The organism is Halorubrum sp. 48-1-W (assembly GCF_003287355.1).
Taxonomy (GTDB): domain Archaea; phylum Halobacteriota; class Halobacteria; order Halobacteriales; family Haloferacaceae; genus Halorubrum.
Genome location: NZ_QMIM01000003.1, coordinates 51,058 through 67,425 on the forward strand (window position 1 = coordinate 51,058; position 16,368 = coordinate 67,425).

Below are 16,368 nucleotides of genomic sequence, written 5' to 3' on the forward strand. Positions count from 1 at the left end.
ATCAACACTCTTGCGTAGAAGATTGTTAATAGAGCTACGGCTGGCGAGTTCGAGCCGTGATCACCGTTCTAGGTCTCTCTACGTGGTATTTCAAATAAAACATACGGAGCAAAATTACTAAACATCAGTTTATCATCGGTGTGTTACTCATAAGCGATTGACCAATTTGAACAGCCAATTCCTATAGACCTCTGTGCAGAATATTCGCATTGTATCTTGTAGGCGGATCTTGACAAGATTTGGATAGACAGAGAGCGCGGAGCTTTCTATAACAGGCTCTCTCGTAATCAATCGGCGGTAGTAGGATGGACACTCAGGGTGAATGCCGGGACGATCCATAGCTCCTCGTCAGTACTGCCGTACTCGGGCTGAGTGTAGTCGCTGGGATCATCAGGGACGGTGTAGCTGTCGATGAGGTCTATGAACTGCCCGGCGCGGCAGATTGCGGTTCCGTCCTCGTCGTAGAGGTAGATGTCAGGTTCGGGTTCGAAGTCAACTTCAGGGCCTTCAGAGAGGTGATCACCCCAGTTGGTGCGGTTGTGGGCTTTATTAAATAGTTCGAGGCCGCGTTCGCTCGCGACGGGCACGGCTTCAGGGAGTGCGCCCCAGCCGATATTGAAAGGACGGATATCCGGGTCGTCGGCTTCGTGGAGGAGCTCAAAGGTCATCCCGTCGAAGCCGGCGGGCTTCTTGGGGGCGTTCTCTCGAGCATCGAATGCAAGGGTGGCCTTGACGATCGCCTCGAAGCGAGATTTCGCCGGCACGACGGCGAACGCGAGTGCGTCAATTCGTTTCTCGTAGGTCACGGTGACGTCGTCGTGAATAGGTCCATAGGGATTCTCCGATTCGAGTTCCGTGTCGCGCTCACATTCCTTGCAGAGGGCCCGATCGGGATCGACGGGGCGATCACACTGGGTACACCGCGGGGCTTCGTCGACGGTGAATTCGCCGGCGTCATTTGGGCCGTAATGCTCGTCTTCAAAAGATGTGTCTCCGAAGTCGTCCTTGCCGTAGAATCTCCGGTCGTCGTCCCAAGGGCTTTCGGCGTTCATGGAGGGATTCCTCCCTCCTTCATAGATTGTTCTCTAATATAAACGAGCGCAAGCACTAGCGGCGAGCTTGAAGCAAAAGGGGGTTCATTGATAGGGTACGCGAGACGCGTCCTGGCAGCGAGAGTCCGCTTGTTGGCGGCGCTGGTCGGCCTCGAACATGAAGCGAGCGCTGGCTTTGTCCCCATCGAGGGTGCGCTGATCGACGGCGGTATCTGCAAACAGCGTCCTCTGGCGTCCGGACGCGTCCTCGGGAACCGTCTTCTCACCGTTCTGAGCACGGATAGCGGAGAGAGAACGGTTGTCGACGAACTCGTCGGAGCCGCCGGTCTCGATTCGTGAAGCTCGCTCCCGGGTATCAACGTTGACTCCGTGGTGAAAGAGCGTGGTCTCGAAGGGTTCGTCATCGAGGGCAAGCAAACCGGCCCCGTCGATGGTCTTCGTCTCGGTATTTTCGGGGTCATCTTGAGCTTCGTCTTCGTGTTCAGTTGTCACGAAAACAGACTGGTGATGCACAGTGAACGAGCGGTGTCGGTATCAGTACTCGTCAACAACCCCAATCTCAAGCGCCGGGGCTTGTCAGTGAGCTCACGCTCTAACTGCGAAGCGCAGTAGGCCTGAAATGACCGTTCGCGTTCACTACTCCTGACTTCAGGGCCAGTTGACCGGTGGCCCGTCCAGAACCAGACTTGAGCCAGTTCTGGACAAGACGCCACGCCACGTTCCGCGCAGCATTATAATCGGCGTGCAGCTTCTTCCCGCATTTCAGACATTCGAACTTATCACTATCCCGATTATGATTGTGGATGTATCCACACTCACCGAGACTACACCGTTGTGACGTGTATTGGGGAGCGACTTTTTCCACTCCGATATTGTATTCTTCGGCCTTGTACTCGACTTGTCGCTGGAGTTTACGAAACGCCCACTGTTGGAACTTCGAGGCATTCGAGATACGCGTCCAAACGTACGTCAATCGCTCAAACGCGATGTACGTACAGTCGTGTTCAATAGCTTCTTGAATAATATCGTTTGACACGTTGTGCAGACGATGCCGACTCCACTCGGCAAACCTATCACCAATTGACTGGATAGTAAGGTGCGCTGAGCGAGTACCTGTCTGTTGTAGATCTCCGCGGCGACGTTCGTATTCGTCGCGTTTGTGGTTCAACTCGTTCGCGTTCCCGAGAAACGCTCCCGTGCTGGTAACGGCGAGGTAGCCATCTACGTTCAAATCGACGCCGAGAACCACTCCGTTCTCGGTCGAATCATCACTAGAATTAGTATCGCCTACGTGGTCAACGGCAACGTGGAGATAGTATTCACCGTCGCGCTTGTGAAGCGTGGCCTCTTTTTTTACCCACTCATTTTCGTTCCAATACTCCTCAAACGGCGTTCCCATATCTTCATGTGGGAACACGTATTCGGCACGGATTCGTCCGTCTACCGTCGAGAGGGTACAGTGATCGTCATTATACGTTATCGTATTGGAATTGTATGTAACAACCGTTCCTTTGAATCCTGGCTTACTCGTACTCTTCCTGTCTTCAAGCAAGCGCTTGCCGTTCGAGAGAGCGTTAGCCGCGAGGTTTCGAGCAGATTGAACGTGTCCCCCTGTAAGCGGTGAGTCCTCGCGGATTTCACGGTACGTAGCTTCGTTGAGTTGGTTTTTGTTGGTGATAATGTCGTCAGGGTCGTTGCTCCAACCGTAATCAATGACGGGTTCGGTGACTCGTTGAAACTCTTCAAACGTGGCATCCACTGTCGAGTGGTTTTCCTTGGTAATATCGAGTTTGACCTGAATGTTCCTGACGATGGTCATATTCCGTAGTCCATAGGATTATTAATTGTGTCTGGATCGTAGCACGTGCGTTACGTCATCTCGTAATGGGCTTCATCCTTGAGACCAAGTCTCGGAGTTCCCGCCCTACATCGCCGATAGATTGTAGTTCCTGCAGAACGGGTGATTCGACTGATATGATTCTCACGTCGTGCGGATTAGTGGGGTTGATGAGGCAGGCGATCCCCGCACCGCGTCCGGGGGCGACAAACGAGTAGGCCGTGGGCAGGCCGGTCTTGGATTTATATTGATGAGTTTAGCCATGACGGACCACTATATCCCAAATTCCATCGTGTCTGTAGAATCAAACTCGCCGAGGTTCTCGTTCCCGTTGAGGAGGATGATACGAAGCGTGTCGAAGTCTCCATCGAGGCTCCCCGTCACCGTAACAGGCCCGTACCAATACCCCCCTTCGTCGCGAACCTCACTCTCGGAGCAGGCAGGGTCGTGGCTGTACGCGAGGTAGATCGTCGCGGTGGGCCCCCTAACATAGAGATGATTGACGCCAAAGTATCCGCACTTGTTTCTGTAGTGGAAGCCGCCCTCTGCCGTGAACGCACCGTCGCCGTCGACGGTGAGCTCGAGGCCGTCCACCCGGTGCATCGTGTGGGGCGGGCTCACGACCCAGTCCTCGATGGTCGAATTGTGGACGGCAACGTCGGCGAGTTTCTTCCCAGGCTCGGGATCGTCGTAATGCGGATTCCAGTCGTTCGTGGCGGGCGAGGTGATCGGCCCGACATAGACGCGGTCAATTGGGTCGAAGCGTTCAGGATATCTGGTGTACGAAGGGGGGAGGTCGCCAGGCATCACGCTGGGACCGTTCGGTAGTCCACCAGGTCTATCGTCGTCAGGGTCAGGCTCGGACGTTGGTTCGGGGGTTCCGTCGCTGGTGTCGGGTTGGTTCGTCGTCGTGGACGTTCGAGCAGGAGTCTGCCCACCACCGCTCCCGGGTCCGTCTTCGTCAGTCGCGTTCTGCTCGCTGTTGACGGGTTCTGCGCCGAAGACGCCGAGACATCCGGCGAGGCTGGCGAGGCAAAGTGTCCCAATACCGCCGAGAGCAGTCCGACGGGTTACTCGCCGAGTGCTGCCGGGAGTGACTGCTTTCGATTGGGAGAGCGGATCTTGAGGGGTCATCATAGAGAGCGGTCCCGCTTCTACACCTGTTCGCGTTCGTCGTCGGACTGTTCTCCTTCTCGTGCTCGTTTCGCTCGGAGCTGTCGAGCCTCACATTCGGTGAGGGCTTCTTCTGGGACACTGAGATAATCGAGCGCCCACTCTTCGACCTCAGGGAGCGTCATCGGGTGAGGGAGTTCGTGATGCCCGACGGGGCGGGCGAGGAATGAGCCATCATCGTCGCGAAGGTCCTCATCATAGTACCCGAGAAAGTATCGCTCGAGGCCGTTCACCCCTGGACCATCCATGATGGTAATCATGGTGAAAGAGTCCGCCTCGAACTCTGATTCGAGGCTGAGGGTCGGATATTTGGAGGTGATATTCACAGGTACAGTAGGACGGGTCTGGTCATAAGTGAGACTGAATCACATCAAATGTGGCGGCTACAGTTCTTTCGAAGGGTATGGCTCGTCTGTCTCGACGCCGTCGGTGTCATCGTCATCTTCGACCTTGACTTCCTCACGGAGACGAGTTTTTTCAGCACAGTGGTCAGAGAGGACCTGACAGAGGCGTTGGCGCTGGCTCTCAAGAGTCGTCTGGGCGCTCCGTACTCGGCGAGCTCGGTCGAACGCGAACGGGTCGCGATACTGCAGATGCGTCGGGATACTGACTTTGGCGAGGTCACCCCCGGATGAGACACCGAGTTCTCTAAGATAGCGTCGGAGCAGCGCCTCCGTAGAGCCGATTTTCGACCGCAGTGCTCGAAGCGTGCGCTCGTGACCGGATGAGAGACCGTCACGCGCCTCGTAGTCGATAGCATCGAGGTCGATATCCTCCCACCGAGGCACGTTATTGGGCGTAGAGTCACCGGTCATGCACTGGCTTGCGCTTCGTCCGGGATATTCGCGCTCGGTGCGTCTGGGGTGATGGGTGCGCAGACGGCGGGCGGGTCGGGATCGGTGTCGTTGTTGTTCTGAAAGCGACGGGCGATTCGGTCGTGGAGTGTTGTGCGCTCCCGATCGTCGTCCGTGTCATCGTACGGACGGCCGGTAGGGAGGGCGATTCGACCGGAGATCGTCCCGTCGCCGTGAGCGGTGAAGAGGACGTGGTCGGTGGCGTAGCCAAACGTGTTGACCGCGAGTTCGTGGAGCTGTTCTACTTCACTACGGGTGCGTTCAGGCGCGTCTTCTGCGACTTCATAGGTCATGTTTGTACGTCCCTCACCGGCACGGGGGGCGACAAAACTGGTCCTACGCTACGCTCGCGTCCGTACTGTAACGTAGGACGCTGAACGCCGGAAGAACGATTCAAAATGCTCCGATCGAGACCTGTTCGTTGACTTCCTCCCACAACTGAAGTCGTGGAATTCCTCCGTTGGGATGTCGGGCTATGCCGATTCCACGGAGGCAAGATTCCCCACCGTGCGGTGGGTACTTCGGTTTGTGCGCTCCTCGTTGGGACTTGCCCTCTCGAGAGAGTGTGGTATCTCCGACCAGTGATGGTCGTCCCACTTGAGGCGCACCGGCTGAGCCATCAGCCCCACTTCCGTCCCAGTCTCACGTTCGAGGAACACCTGACTCGCTTTGAGATCGGCGTGTCCCTCGTACCCACAGACGCAGCGGAACAAGTCACCGTTCCGCTCCGTCTCTTCACGTTCACCGCACCCTGGACACTCCTGTGTCGTCCACGCCTCAGATTCCTCAAGCAGGTCGATGCCGTACTCCTCGCAGACACACTCCAGCCGGTGGATGAACCGTCGGTACGCCCAGAAGTTGTGCGTCTTCGCGTTCACTTCGGCCTTCCAGTGGGTCGAGAGGACGTCTCGAATGTCGCCGACATACACTGTGGATACGCCGTCAACGTACAGCCGTTCGACGAGGTCGCGAACGAGTGCGTCTTGAGCGTGATCACGCCGCCCGTACATCTGGTCATACAATCGGTCGATCCGCTTGCTTGTTCGCCGCTGGTCGTCGAGTTTTGACTGGAGTTCTGCGATTCGGTTGGCTGCCTCGCGGAACTGCTCAAACGGCTGTGAGCCGTCGTACAGGAACTGCTCACCGGTTGTGGTGGTACAGGCGACAAGGTTGTTGGCACCGATGTCCAGAGCGGCTGTTTCATCAGCCAGTGGAGTTGCCCGTGTGTCGTCAGGAATGGTCACGGGCTGCGAAGCTCTGAATGTGCCATCAGTTTCGTCGTACCACAGTTCCAATCGACCTTGGTCCTCATAATCGGGCCAGTTCAGTTCGCCCACGATTTCCAACCGGAGGCGGCTTTTCGGACTGTTGTGTCTGTCTCGTAGTTCTTCTCCGACGATCATCTCGAGTCGGGAACGCGTGCCCCACTCGACACTGTATGCGTCCTTTCGAATGACTCCTTTCAGAACACGGCCGTCGTCTTTGTTGCCACGAAACCCGGGCGGACTGGGGTGTTCCGTGACGGAGTCGTCTGATTGGTCGTGGTACTGCTGTTTGTTTCTGAAGAACGCAGTCCACGCGTTGGAGTTCTTCTGGATCACTTGCTGGGCGGTGGACGCACCGAGGACTGGTTTGTATTGGCCTTCGAGTGAGCCGGTGTCGGCGTCCCAGACACTCTCGTCTTCGAGGCCGTCTTCGTCGTTGTACCGCATGAGGCGCTCGTAGTTGACCTCGTTCCAGAGTGCAGCTGACGCATCCAACAGATCCCGCAGTACGCGCTCTCCAGCCTGTGAGAGCGGTCGCACGGCGAACGTGTTGGTGCGCTTCATCGCTGTACGCACCTAGAACCTATAGATATGAATATCTATGCTATTTCTATTGAGGTATGACGAACAATATTCACATCCAAGTGGACGACGACGAGCAGTTCGAGAAGATGAAGGAGTTGAAGGACAAGTACGGATTGACGTCGAAAGGTCTGCTGGTACAGGGGATGAAGCGGGTGGAGGAAGGAGAACTGTAACGTGGGACATCCCGCGGGCAGGCGACGTTGAACGGGTTCTGAACTGGCGGATTCACCCCACGACAGAAGTCATGGGCTCTCTCCTGCATTCTCTGTAGTGGCCTTCGTCGACAGCGAGGCGGTCACGCTTTCCGTGAGGATGAACGAAATTACCGGCGTGCCCCGACGGGCGCTTGCACTTAGTGCCGATAGGAGCGCTACACGATGGGCACCCTACCTCAAGCACGGGATCGCGGGGCCACGTTCGATCACAGCCGTCGCGATTGCAGGAGAGGGTCATACGAACTCGTCGAAACCAGCCTGGGAGGTGTCACTCGGGTCGAGCGTGACATCGAGGTTCGGTGCGAGTGTTGGTTCTTCGGGTGTTGGTTCCGGGTCGACGTCCAGCTCAGATTCGGTGTCCGGTTCCTCTTGTGCGGCGCCGGCGTCGGTGTCGTCGTCGATGAGGGATACACCGAAGAATCGGGCGAGGACGCGGTCACGCTCGCTCGTGTCGAGTTCTCGCACAGGATGGTCGCCCCCGATGAGCTGGGCAGTGCTGATGAACCATACCCGTCGGGCATCGAGTTTCAAGGCGTCACCGAGTAGGACGTACCCGGTCATAGCGTTGAGAACGAAGTTGAGAACGGCCATCTTCGCGCAGAGAGGATCTTTGTCGTATCCGAGATAGACGGCTGGAGTCTCTGGTGCGAGGTTCTGGAGTCGATGGGCACTGTCGACGATGAGTCGACCGCTCCCGCACCCAGAGACATCACCGATCACCAGAGGGTCGTCCGGCGTGGCCTCACGGAGGCTATCGGTGTCGGGGAGGTTCATCTGGGCCATCGCTCGGCTCACCGCTCCGGGCGTGAAGTACTGGGCGAAGTGCTCGCTGGTGAGGCCGTAGTGTTCGTAGACGCCGCCGAGGACATCTTCTTGCGTTTCCTCCATCGCAAGGACGAGACCCCCGAGGGCGTTGGCGTGCAGCGTCGCGAACTCTCGAACCGTCTCCTCGTCCCGACCATCATTTCGATACCGGTCGAGCGGTTTCTGATAGGCGTCTTCGTCGCCGGAGAAGCTGGCGACCGCCATACTGATCCAATCGGAGAAGACCCGGTAGGTGGATTTACCCGTCTGCTGACTGATGTCGTCGAGCGAGTCAGTGACGAGTTCGCGGTGTTCGGGTTCCAAGAGTGTCGTCATGGCGACGGGTGACCTCCCGCTGTTCGCGGCTGGTGAGAAACGGCGATCTCGGGACTAGCGAATCGACGAGCGCGGTGAGGGACGTGGATACCCCGGGTGAGAGGGATGAATATTGAGTCGTGGTCGCCACAGACGATGCTCGCGAGAAGTTCGTGTTTACACATCACGCGGAAGGGAGCGGATTGCTTGTACGGGCACGAACAGGTGAGGGCGTCCCCCCACGGGATGAATGGGTACTGGCTCCCGCTGTCGTATTCTCCGACAAGGACGGGTGCGGGGAGTTCGATACCGTAGTCAGCGAGAGCCACTGGTTCGTCAGTGTTCGCGTGTGAGAGCACAGATTCCTGGAGGACGTACACCGAGTCGATGTCATGTTCTCGGGCGATTGCGTCGGGGTTGGTGTCGTCGTCAACGATGACCATCCCCACGAAGGCGTTGTGCTCGAGGAGGTGGTTGGCGTCGGGAGTGGGTCCGATGCACTTCTCGATCAGCGACCCATAGGACGACTCCTTGAGGATCTGGCGGAGATTCGCGCCGGGGATGAGTTCCTGATACCACTTCTCCCGGTCCTTACGCACCTTACGGACGGCTTCGTGAGGGTCGGATTGCTCACTAGCTTCGCGGATACGTGCGGCAAGGTAGGCAGGTGCGTCGGCCAGAACAGTGTCATCGTCGGCGTGTTCGTAGAACTTCTCCTCTTCGCGAATCCGCACATCACACGATGCTTCGGCGTAATCGAGGCCCCTCGGCTTCTGTTTTATTCCCCGCCAGGGATGGGTTGCGGGAGTCTCAGCCTTGTACGACCAGGGATTGTAGTTTCCAAGGAGTTGGTCGCGGCGGACAGGCCCACCGCGCATGAAGTCGAGGCGAATCTGGTGTTCGATGGGTTCGACGTTCGGTGGATCGCGATCAACTTCGTAGTCGTAGTCACGGTCTATGTGGGCGAGTGCGCCTGGTGGCAACGCCAGGTGGGGCACACTGCCGTTAGCTGAGTGGATGGTTCGACAGGACATGATTGACGAAGGACGGAGTGCGGACGCCGGTCGTCTGCTGGACGCCCCGCTACCGATACGGGGGGCAACAAACTGGCTCGGAAGACGTCCTATGCAACGAACCGAGTGTCGTCGTGGCGTAGGAGTATGTCATCGTGGTACGCAGAAGTTCTCATACTTTCCAATACAGCAGATCCCCAACTGAATGAAATCACGTTGACCGATATAGAGGTTATATGCAGCAGACACCCTCGTACCGAGGCAATTCGTCAGTGATGATGCATACTGGTGACCTACCATGGAGTCAAACCCGCTACTCACCTCTCTCACCCAGTTTAGTCACTTGGTTTCGGGTTGATTTACTAAAGCCATATTTCGGGGGTGCGTACTTGAATCAGGTCGAGCAACGAGAGAGCCACTGAGCGGGACGGCTCAGTTCACGCTCTTCGAGAGTTCGGCCCCGGCTTTGAACTTCACGTCGTCGGAGGCGCTCGCTCCCGTGAAGTGGACAAGTCGCCCTTGCGCAGTCATAGTTACAGGGACATCAGCGGCAGTCCCCTCCTCTTGCCGCGTCGTTCGTCCCGGCCGCTTCCGGAGGATGATGTCCTCTCCTTCTGCTTCTGAGAGGTGCCCTTCGGCAACCGCATCGGAAACAGCCCCATCGAACAGTCTCGCTCCTCGTCGCTCTCGTTCGCCAGACAGGCGGCGGGCCATCACGTCGCCGTACCCATCTCCATCTAAATCACCAGCGCCAACACCGATGACTGCTGTTGGTTCTCCCACAGCCACGAGTGTGATTGAATCCACGTAGAGGCTGCCATCGTCGATGACCCAGCCACCCGTGTAGATGTACTGATCAGCGTGCTTGCAGCGGCGTACGGACAGCAGCGCAGGGAACGGCGACGGACACTCCGGCGGTGCGATCATAATCGGGCACACCAGCGTCGACGTGGTCGAACTCTCACCGAGTTCAGCACCCCACTCATCGAAGTCTGCAGGCTCGGACGAGGCCCCGTCTGCGCTGACCGCAAGAGCAGGCGTCGTTTCTGTGGCCTGCGGTGGGTCGTTCACTGGATTGACCGTGACTCGTCCGTCTACGACATCTGATTCGAGGTGGATTCCCGTGTCGACTGGTCCAGAGACGGCGGAGAGGAACGTGTCCGAGTTGTACAGCGAATTATCGTCAGACATGAGTCCCCTGTTAAGGACGCTTTCACCGCCGACCGCGTCTCCCTCGTAAATCGGACTGGTGTTTCCACCTCCGTTCTCGACCTTGTTGTCGCCCCACGCGTAGACTTTCCCGTCAGTGTCGGCTCGTCCTGTCACGTACTCGATGATGCGGCGCGGCGTGAGCTCGTCACCGACTGCAACGTCGCTTCCCGGGAGACTGGCATCAGGTACGGTGATAGTGAACTGCTCGCTGAGGACTGGCTCGCCAGCGAGGTACTCGTACAGGGCGGCGATGTCTTCGTCACTCGCTCCGGTCAAGTCCTGAAGCGGAGGGTTTTCGAGGACGTGTTCGGAGGTGTCCTGCAACGACTTTTCGAGTAGTTCGATGTCCCCCTCGACGATTCCTTGTATCTCTTGGAGTGCCTCGGCAGCGTGGCTCCATTCTCCATTGTCAACGTGCGTTGCCGCTTGCTGAGTCAGTTTTTTCCGTCCCTCGGCGTGTTCTCGGACGGTTACGCACACGTCGTCAGAGCAGCTTTCCAGCGTCTCCTGTATCTCATTGATACTGCTCCTCATATTGTCGAAATATTCATCTATCTCCTTTGAATTTTTTCCACGGCCAGTTCGAGCACTACGCTTGCTGATGGATACTGCCTCCGTTGTCTGCGAGAGAAGCGTATTCTCCAAGTCTAACGCAGCCCGAAGAGCGTCATTGTAATCACGGTCGCCTAATCCGTCGCCATCCGAATCGGTGTCGTCCGACCGAATCTTCGACTTATTGCTCCGACTGTTGTTGTAGTTAGCTCGGGCGGTGTTAGCAGCATCCCCTGTGTAGGTTGTTTCTCCTTCGAGGTCGATGGCCGCGAGAGCTGTTGAGGTTACCCACGCTTCGAGTTCGACTTCGCCGGAGAGCAGTCCGGAACCAGCTGAGGCCGTCGGTGTCAGTTTGTACACGGTGGGTTCACTTGTCGGGGAGGGGCCAGTGTACGCGCCGACTCCTGCGAACACTGCTGCTGGAGACGCACCCGTATCCGTCACTTGCGACGCTACTCGACTCAGACACCCACTCAGCCCACCAACCGCAACGGCACCGCTCACGGCGAGTAGCTTTCGACGGCTAATAATAGCACGTGTCACACTGTCTGCGTGACTGTCTCGTCTCCGTGAATTCATACTCGAACGGTGGACGAAGAGGATTATCATAAGTCTTCTTATGATTGTGGTGTGGGAATAAAATCGACGGATAGCCGATTAGCGCGTTGTATTCAGCAAGCTGGATCTATCAGCCACTGAGGTAGATGGTGATAGAATGTCTGGATATTTTTGCTTCCTACTCTCACAGCCCGGCTAGCAGGCTCGCGAACTGGTCGAGTCTGTCGTCCAGACGATCGGGTGTGTAAACGGCTTTCTGGCGTTCATAGTAATGCGAGAGTTCAGAAGCACTGTCAGAGAGCGACCCGGGCTGGCAATCGGTCGCAATAGTGAGCGAGCACACGGGTGCGTGTGACCGCCGTATTTGGTCGATAACATCATCCGTCGAGGCGGGGTTGCCATCCGTCACAGTGATTATCAGCGGCTCGTCGCGTTGTGCTTCGACGAGTTCACGGGCGAGGCTAACCGCATCCGAGAGGGGCGTCCCGCCACCACACGTCGTATCAAGCAGATTCGCCTGGACGTGGCGAGTGTCTATGCTGAACGGTTTCACGAGACGTGCCTCACCACGGTAGAAGTCGGTGATGGCGACACGAATACCGAGGTTCTCCGCGGCGAGTGCAAATCGAGCGAGTGCTTGCGTCGCGATCTCAATCTTCGGTGGTGACCCCCGACGCATCGACCCAGAACGATCGAGGACAAGGACGAGCGCGTACTGCTTTTCGTCCCCAAGGGTTCGGGATTTACACACGCGGGGGTCACCGATAGCGAGGCGATGACCGGCCCGCGGATCGTACGCCCCAGAAGAAAGACCACGTCGCACGTTTTTGCGGCGGTCGAGTCGAAGGTACATTTCGAGAGTTTCTGCGACCCGATCAGCCCCTTCTTCGATAGCGCCCCACTCGCGATTGAGGGCGAGATTGTCGCTGATGGGGAGAATCTCGAGATCCTCGAGACTTCCAGGCCCACCGTATTGTCCACCCTCCCCATTGTTCTGATCTTTTCCGTTCTGTGCTTGCTGGCGGGCGGAGCGTTCGAGCTGGTCAGCTAGCGCGGAGAGTTCTTCTTCGAGGGCCTGTTCGTCGATACCTTCGCGCTCGGATTCACGGTGGGCAGCGCGTTCGTCTCCGGCTAGGGCATTCTCGTAGGTGGCTTCGTCTTCGTCGGGCGACCTCGTCGAACTCTCGGTATGGGCAGGTCCTTCCGGGATGTCTTGCCCCGATTCAGAGTCTGATTCTGCTTCGGGTTCTGAACCGGACTCCGATTCCGAACGTGCGTCGGTGTCGATGTCTCCCGCCGCGCTGCTGCTCGCCGTCTCGAGCGTCGGGGTATCCGCTTGGTCCGACTGGCATGCCTCATCTAATCCGTCCGAGGAGTGCTCGTCGTCGGTCTCGCCTTCGCTCGTATCGGGATTTGTACCCTCGTGATTATCCTGGGAATCGCCGCCGAATTTCTCGAGAGTGAGCTGGTCTTGGTTCTGTTGCTGAGTGTCGATGGAACTCGAAGCGGCGGATCTCGGGACGTCACCCATGTCCTCCTCGGGAGATGGTGACTTCGACGGCGCTTCTGTCTCGGTGTTCGTCCTCTGGCCTGGATTCCCACCCTGTCGTTCCTGCTCGCGTTGTCGGGCACGGTCAGCGGCCTGCGCGATAGCTTGAGCCCGACTCAACGGTTCGGATTCTGACTCGGCCTGTCCATCATTCTCTCCACCCGCCTTGTCTTTGACATCTCCCTCACCATCACTGTCGCCTCCCGTGTCCTGAGCGGCGTCAGTTCTCTCCACGTCGGCTTCTGCGTCACGTCCGTCTTTACCATCGCGGTGGTGCCCCTGTGCGCCCTCGCCAATGCTGGGGGCCTGCTCGTCGTTCTGTTCGTCCTCTTCCCCATGATTGTCGATCTCGCCGACGTCGGTGGGGCTGGGATCGTCCGTGACCGGCGGTTGTTCGAAGACGTTTTGATGGGGGTCACTCGTTGCTTCCCGCGATAGCGAGACGTCGGTCGGATCGAAGTCTTCGGGGAGTTGCGTCGGGGGCTGGGTCTGTGACAGCCGCTGTGAATCCTCATCTGTACTAGCGCCCTCTTCAGCGTCCTGTAGCCCTTCGTTTCTACTGGAACTGTCGTCGCCTGCATCAGAGTTGGATGGCATTTCCAGCAATTCTGCGGCCTCGTCACTCCCATCCCCGCTGGACTGGTCTTGATACCCACCTTCGTTCTTACCACCGACCTGTTGGTTGACCTGGACGTCCTGTTCCTGCTCTTCTTCGTCCTCTTTGTCGGCCTCGAGGACGGGCTGAATGTGGTCGGTCCATGTCTGGATAACTCGTCGCGCTCGACGGATCGAGGCGGTCTTGTCGTGGTTGTGAGTGATGTCTGATCGGTCGGCGCTCCGAATCGCGTGTACGTCGTCAGACAGCGTACACAGTTCTGTGTGGATCGCCTCGAACGCATCCCGATCCGCATCACTCTTGAATTGTATGCGAGAATCGTTTTCGTCGAGAAGAACATCGGTCGTTCCCGTCGGATAGATGGCTTCGTCGTACAGACAACTCGTCACAGCGTCCCAGAACGAGTAGCGAATTTCCTCACCGTCTGGGATGTCCTTGGGCGTCTGCGAGTGGAGCCGTCGAGTGAGTTCAAGTCGAATTCCGGCGTTATCGCTGAAATTCTCGCCGTGGATGGCTTCGGACTCGATGGCGCCATCCTCGACTATGTTGATGAGGTCGTGAACCTGGGCATGGTATTTGACATCGACCTCGGTCTCGAGGAGTTCTGATATCGCTGTGATGGCTGTCTTGAGTATGTGGAGCAGTTCGTGAAAGGCAAGGCCGAACTGGTGGGCGTGGTCGGCGGTGAGCTGGTCGTTGAGTGGGATGCGGGTGAGGTCGGCCTCGGTCCCAGTCACCATCACCAGGTAATCAGCGTCGACGCCGGCGAGCAACTGTTCGGCCTGAGCGCGTTCGATTTCGGTCGCATCTGAAGAGACGATAGCATCGACATCGACGGGGAGAACGGCAGCGGTCTGGACGCTGGAGGAAATGACGACGTCGACGGTCAGACCCCTTGGCAGGTGACCGAGGATGAACTCTCGGAGACGGTCGGCCCGCTGCGGAGAAATTCGTGATCTCACAGCGGCCTTGGGTTTGAGATCGTCGACGACCTGGTGATGTTGAATTGACATTTTTGGAACAGGACGGAGGCTGGGACGGGCAAGTAATGGACAGAGTGTGCAGCCCCCTCGTCGTCACGGGGGCGCACAAACAAGCGCCGCTGGTTCCTCTAGAGGTAGTCATTCAGGGTTTCGTAGGCGTCCTCGGGGTACTGGTTTGGTTCGGCTACTCCCCAGAGCACCCCCTTGACGGCGGCCTTCGGGTACACTCCGTCTTCGATGTGTTCACAGAGGATCGTGAGATTCCGCGTCGAGAGCGTGGGCCAGGACTCGTTCTCTCGGGTCTGGTGGGCGAACTGGACAATTTTCTTGAGCGTCGGTCGATCCACGACGGGTTTACCGCTGTTCACCTGCCTATCGAGCGTATCCACTTCTTCCTCAACATCCTGGATGTAGGGCTGCTCGAACGAGCGGAAGCGGCCTCTCGTCGCCGAGTTCATCGGCTCCGAATCCCGGTACTCGCGGGTCGGCGGGTTCATAGTGATGACGAGGCGGGCCGACGGGTGGGGCTCAACGAGTTCACCGTGACTCTTCACCAAGAGCGTCCCCTCGTTCAAGAGTCGGTGTAACGCGATGGCAGCGCCGGCCTGCATGACGGGGAACTCGTTGATGACAATCGTATCGCCGTTCAGAAGGCCCTGTTTCACGGCGCCGTTGCGAGGAACGATGACATCGCCATCCGGGACGAGCGGGCCGAAGAGGTCTTCGGGTTCGGTCGCTCGGTCGACATCGATTGACTGGTAGCCCCGGTTTGTCTTGTGGCACAGATACTTGAGAAGGTAATTCTTCCCCGACCCACGCGGCCCGACCACCCGAATCGGGACGAGGCCACGAGCGAGTTTCTTCGCGATGAGTTCATCGAGGGGGACCTGGAAGCGTGGGTCGATGGGGACGGCTGGTGGGACGACCTCGCCGTTGTCGTCGACCGAGAGCGCGTCATAGGCTGCGTCGGGGTGAGTCGCGGCCTTCGGGACGCTCGGGTAGTCGGGATCGTCGAGGATGTGCAGGCCTGTGGGGACAGGACTCCCGGCGTTGCGGCCGATATCGGAAACGTACATTCCTCGCTCGTCGTCGGGCTCCCACCCCTCGGAACGGTACAGAGGTTCTCCGACGGAATCCGTGACGAGCGAGAGGTCGGTGACGCGAGCGGCAGCCCGTTCGGTGTCGGGGTCCATCCGCTGGTCGTAGTAGGTGGCGGCGTTCTTCGCGAGGCGGAGTCCAACGGGGACGTGCGTGGCGGCCTCTTTGAGGAGGTTCTCGGCGCGGCTCTCGGTGAGCGTGCTGGTGAGGCCGGCGATGTCGTCAACGTTGGCGTCCGCGAGCGACTCGAAGGCGTCGTACCCGGCGTCTTGGAGGGCGTGATTAATCGTGTCGGTCACGACTTCGATCATGCGGAAGTCAACGTCGGTGTCTTGTTGGAGTTCGCCGAAGGCATCGGTGATGACCTCGGGTTCCGTCCCCTGTGGTGAAACGCCGGTGATGGTGGCGTTCCCGCTCGAAGAGCGATCTAGCGTGTAAATACCGGCGTCGTCCCCCTCGTCGATGAGGTCGGCGGCGTCCTGGTCGGAGAGGTCGACGTAGTCGGACACTCGTAGCGCCACTCGCTCGACAGGGACGTTGCCTCCTTCACGCTGGAGGAGTCGGTTCACGAGGTGTGAGAGGACAACCTGGCCTTCGGGAGTGGTGTCGCCACTCGCGGTGGATGCTGAGGACATGAGTTCTGGTGGTCGAGGCGTTCTATCTGGGTCTTTCCAGCCCCTTCACCTG

The 16,368-nt window shown here is 58.1% G+C and carries 14 protein-coding genes; 2 read left to right on the forward strand and 12 right to left on the reverse strand.

The window, feature by feature from the left end; translation table 11 throughout:
- Positions 1-287: 287 nt before the first annotated feature.
- The 5 genes from DQW50_RS02170 to DQW50_RS02190 form a co-directional block, all read right to left on the reverse strand.
- Complete coding sequence (locus DQW50_RS02170; protein WP_112077678.1) at positions 288-1,052, reverse strand: hypothetical protein; 765 nt, start codon at positions 1,050-1,052, stop codon at positions 288-290.
- 84 nt (positions 1,053-1,136) lie between these two features.
- Complete coding sequence (locus DQW50_RS02175; RefSeq protein WP_198664572.1) at positions 1,137-1,544, reverse strand: hypothetical protein; 408 nt, start codon at positions 1,542-1,544, stop codon at positions 1,137-1,139.
- A gap of 100 nt (positions 1,545-1,644) precedes the next feature.
- Positions 1,645-2,871, reverse strand: a complete 1,227-nt coding sequence (locus DQW50_RS02180) for an RNA-guided endonuclease TnpB family protein (RefSeq protein WP_112077679.1) — start codon at positions 2,869-2,871, stop codon at positions 1,645-1,647.
- 291 nt (positions 2,872-3,162) lie between these two features.
- Positions 3,163-3,696 (reverse strand): hypothetical protein, encoded by a 534-nt coding sequence (locus DQW50_RS02185; RefSeq protein WP_112077680.1) that lies wholly within the window; start codon positions 3,694-3,696, stop codon positions 3,163-3,165.
- 347 nt (positions 3,697-4,043) lie between these two features.
- Entirely contained in the window at positions 4,044-4,388 is a 345-nt protein-coding gene (locus DQW50_RS02190; protein WP_112077681.1) for a hypothetical protein, read from the reverse strand.
- A 48-nt stretch (positions 4,389-4,436) separates the two neighbouring features.
- Between DQW50_RS02190 and DQW50_RS18040 the strand changes: the two genes are divergently transcribed.
- Positions 4,437-4,697, forward strand: a complete 261-nt coding sequence (locus DQW50_RS18040; protein WP_112077682.1) for a hypothetical protein — start codon at positions 4,437-4,439, stop codon at positions 4,695-4,697.
- A gap of 176 nt (positions 4,698-4,873) precedes the next feature.
- Here DQW50_RS18040 and DQW50_RS02200 read toward each other — a convergent pair whose 3' ends face one another.
- Both DQW50_RS02200 and DQW50_RS02205 read right to left on the reverse strand, forming a co-directional pair.
- Positions 4,874-5,209 carry a hypothetical protein gene (locus tag DQW50_RS02200; protein WP_112077683.1) on the reverse strand — a complete coding sequence of 112 codons (336 nt, stop codon included), beginning with the start codon at positions 5,207-5,209 and terminating at the stop codon, positions 4,874-4,876.
- A 180-nt stretch (positions 5,210-5,389) separates the two neighbouring features.
- Positions 5,390-6,745 (reverse strand): RNA-guided endonuclease TnpB family protein, encoded by a 1,356-nt coding sequence (locus DQW50_RS02205; protein WP_112077684.1) that lies wholly within the window; start codon positions 6,743-6,745, stop codon positions 5,390-5,392.
- Positions 6,746-6,801: 56 nt separating this feature from the next.
- Between DQW50_RS02205 and DQW50_RS18045 the strand changes: the two genes are divergently transcribed.
- On the forward strand, positions 6,802-6,939 hold the full coding sequence (locus tag DQW50_RS18045; RefSeq protein WP_198664573.1) for a hypothetical protein: 138 nt from the start codon (positions 6,802-6,804) through the stop codon (positions 6,937-6,939).
- A 276-nt stretch (positions 6,940-7,215) separates the two neighbouring features.
- On the opposite strand, the gene DQW50_RS02210 is transcribed toward DQW50_RS18045, so the two are convergent.
- From DQW50_RS02210 to DQW50_RS02235, 5 genes are all read right to left on the reverse strand, one after another.
- Positions 7,216-8,010 carry an N-6 DNA methylase gene (locus DQW50_RS02210; protein WP_157964835.1) on the reverse strand — a complete coding sequence of 265 codons (795 nt, stop codon included), beginning with the start codon at positions 8,008-8,010 and terminating at the stop codon, positions 7,216-7,218.
- Between the two features lie 107 nt (positions 8,011-8,117).
- Positions 8,118-9,098, reverse strand: a complete 981-nt coding sequence (locus tag DQW50_RS02215) for a hypothetical protein (protein ID WP_127341299.1) — start codon at positions 9,096-9,098, stop codon at positions 8,118-8,120.
- A 447-nt stretch (positions 9,099-9,545) separates the two neighbouring features.
- The gene (locus DQW50_RS18340; protein WP_241964305.1) at positions 9,546-11,237 is read right to left on the reverse strand and encodes a hypothetical protein; all 1,692 of its coding nucleotides are present in this window, start codon (positions 11,235-11,237) and stop codon (positions 9,546-9,548) included.
- 382 nt (positions 11,238-11,619) lie between these two features.
- Positions 11,620-14,613 carry a VWA domain-containing protein gene (locus DQW50_RS02230; protein WP_112077688.1) on the reverse strand — a complete coding sequence of 998 codons (2,994 nt, stop codon included), beginning with the start codon at positions 14,611-14,613 and terminating at the stop codon, positions 11,620-11,622.
- Positions 14,614-14,711: 98 nt separating this feature from the next.
- Positions 14,712-16,190, reverse strand: a complete 1,479-nt coding sequence (locus DQW50_RS02235) for an AAA family ATPase (protein ID WP_112077689.1) — start codon at positions 16,188-16,190, stop codon at positions 14,712-14,714.
- Positions 16,191-16,368: the final 178 nt, after the last annotated feature.

What these genes read in the sequence shown, in the direction of transcription:
- DQW50_RS02170 (WP_112077678.1), bottom strand. Translation starts at nt 1,052, where the DNA reads ATGAACGCCGAAAGCCCTTGGGACGACGACCGGAGATTCTACGGCAAG.
- DQW50_RS02180 (WP_112077679.1), bottom strand. Translation starts at nt 2,871, where the DNA reads ATGACCATCGTCAGGAACATTCAGGTCAAACTCGATATTACCAAGGAA.
- DQW50_RS02185 (WP_112077680.1), bottom strand. Translation starts at nt 3,696, where the DNA reads ATGCCTGGCGACCTCCCCCCTTCGTACACCAGATATCCTGAACGCTTC.
- DQW50_RS18040 (WP_112077682.1), top strand. Translation starts at nt 4,437, where the DNA reads ATGTGGCGGCTACAGTTCTTTCGAAGGGTATGGCTCGTCTGTCTCGAC.
- DQW50_RS02200 (WP_112077683.1), bottom strand. Translation starts at nt 5,209, where the DNA reads ATGACCTATGAAGTCGCAGAAGACGCGCCTGAACGCACCCGTAGTGAA.
- DQW50_RS02205 (WP_112077684.1), bottom strand. Translation starts at nt 6,745, where the DNA reads ATGAAGCGCACCAACACGTTCGCCGTGCGACCGCTCTCACAGGCTGGA.
- DQW50_RS18045 (WP_198664573.1), top strand. Translation starts at nt 6,802, where the DNA reads ATGACGAACAATATTCACATCCAAGTGGACGACGACGAGCAGTTCGAG.
- DQW50_RS02210 (WP_157964835.1), bottom strand. Translation starts at nt 8,010, where the DNA reads ATGGCGGTCGCCAGCTTCTCCGGCGACGAAGACGCCTATCAGAAACCG.
- DQW50_RS02230 (WP_112077688.1), bottom strand. Translation starts at nt 14,613, where the DNA reads ATGTCAATTCAACATCACCAGGTCGTCGACGATCTCAAACCCAAGGCC.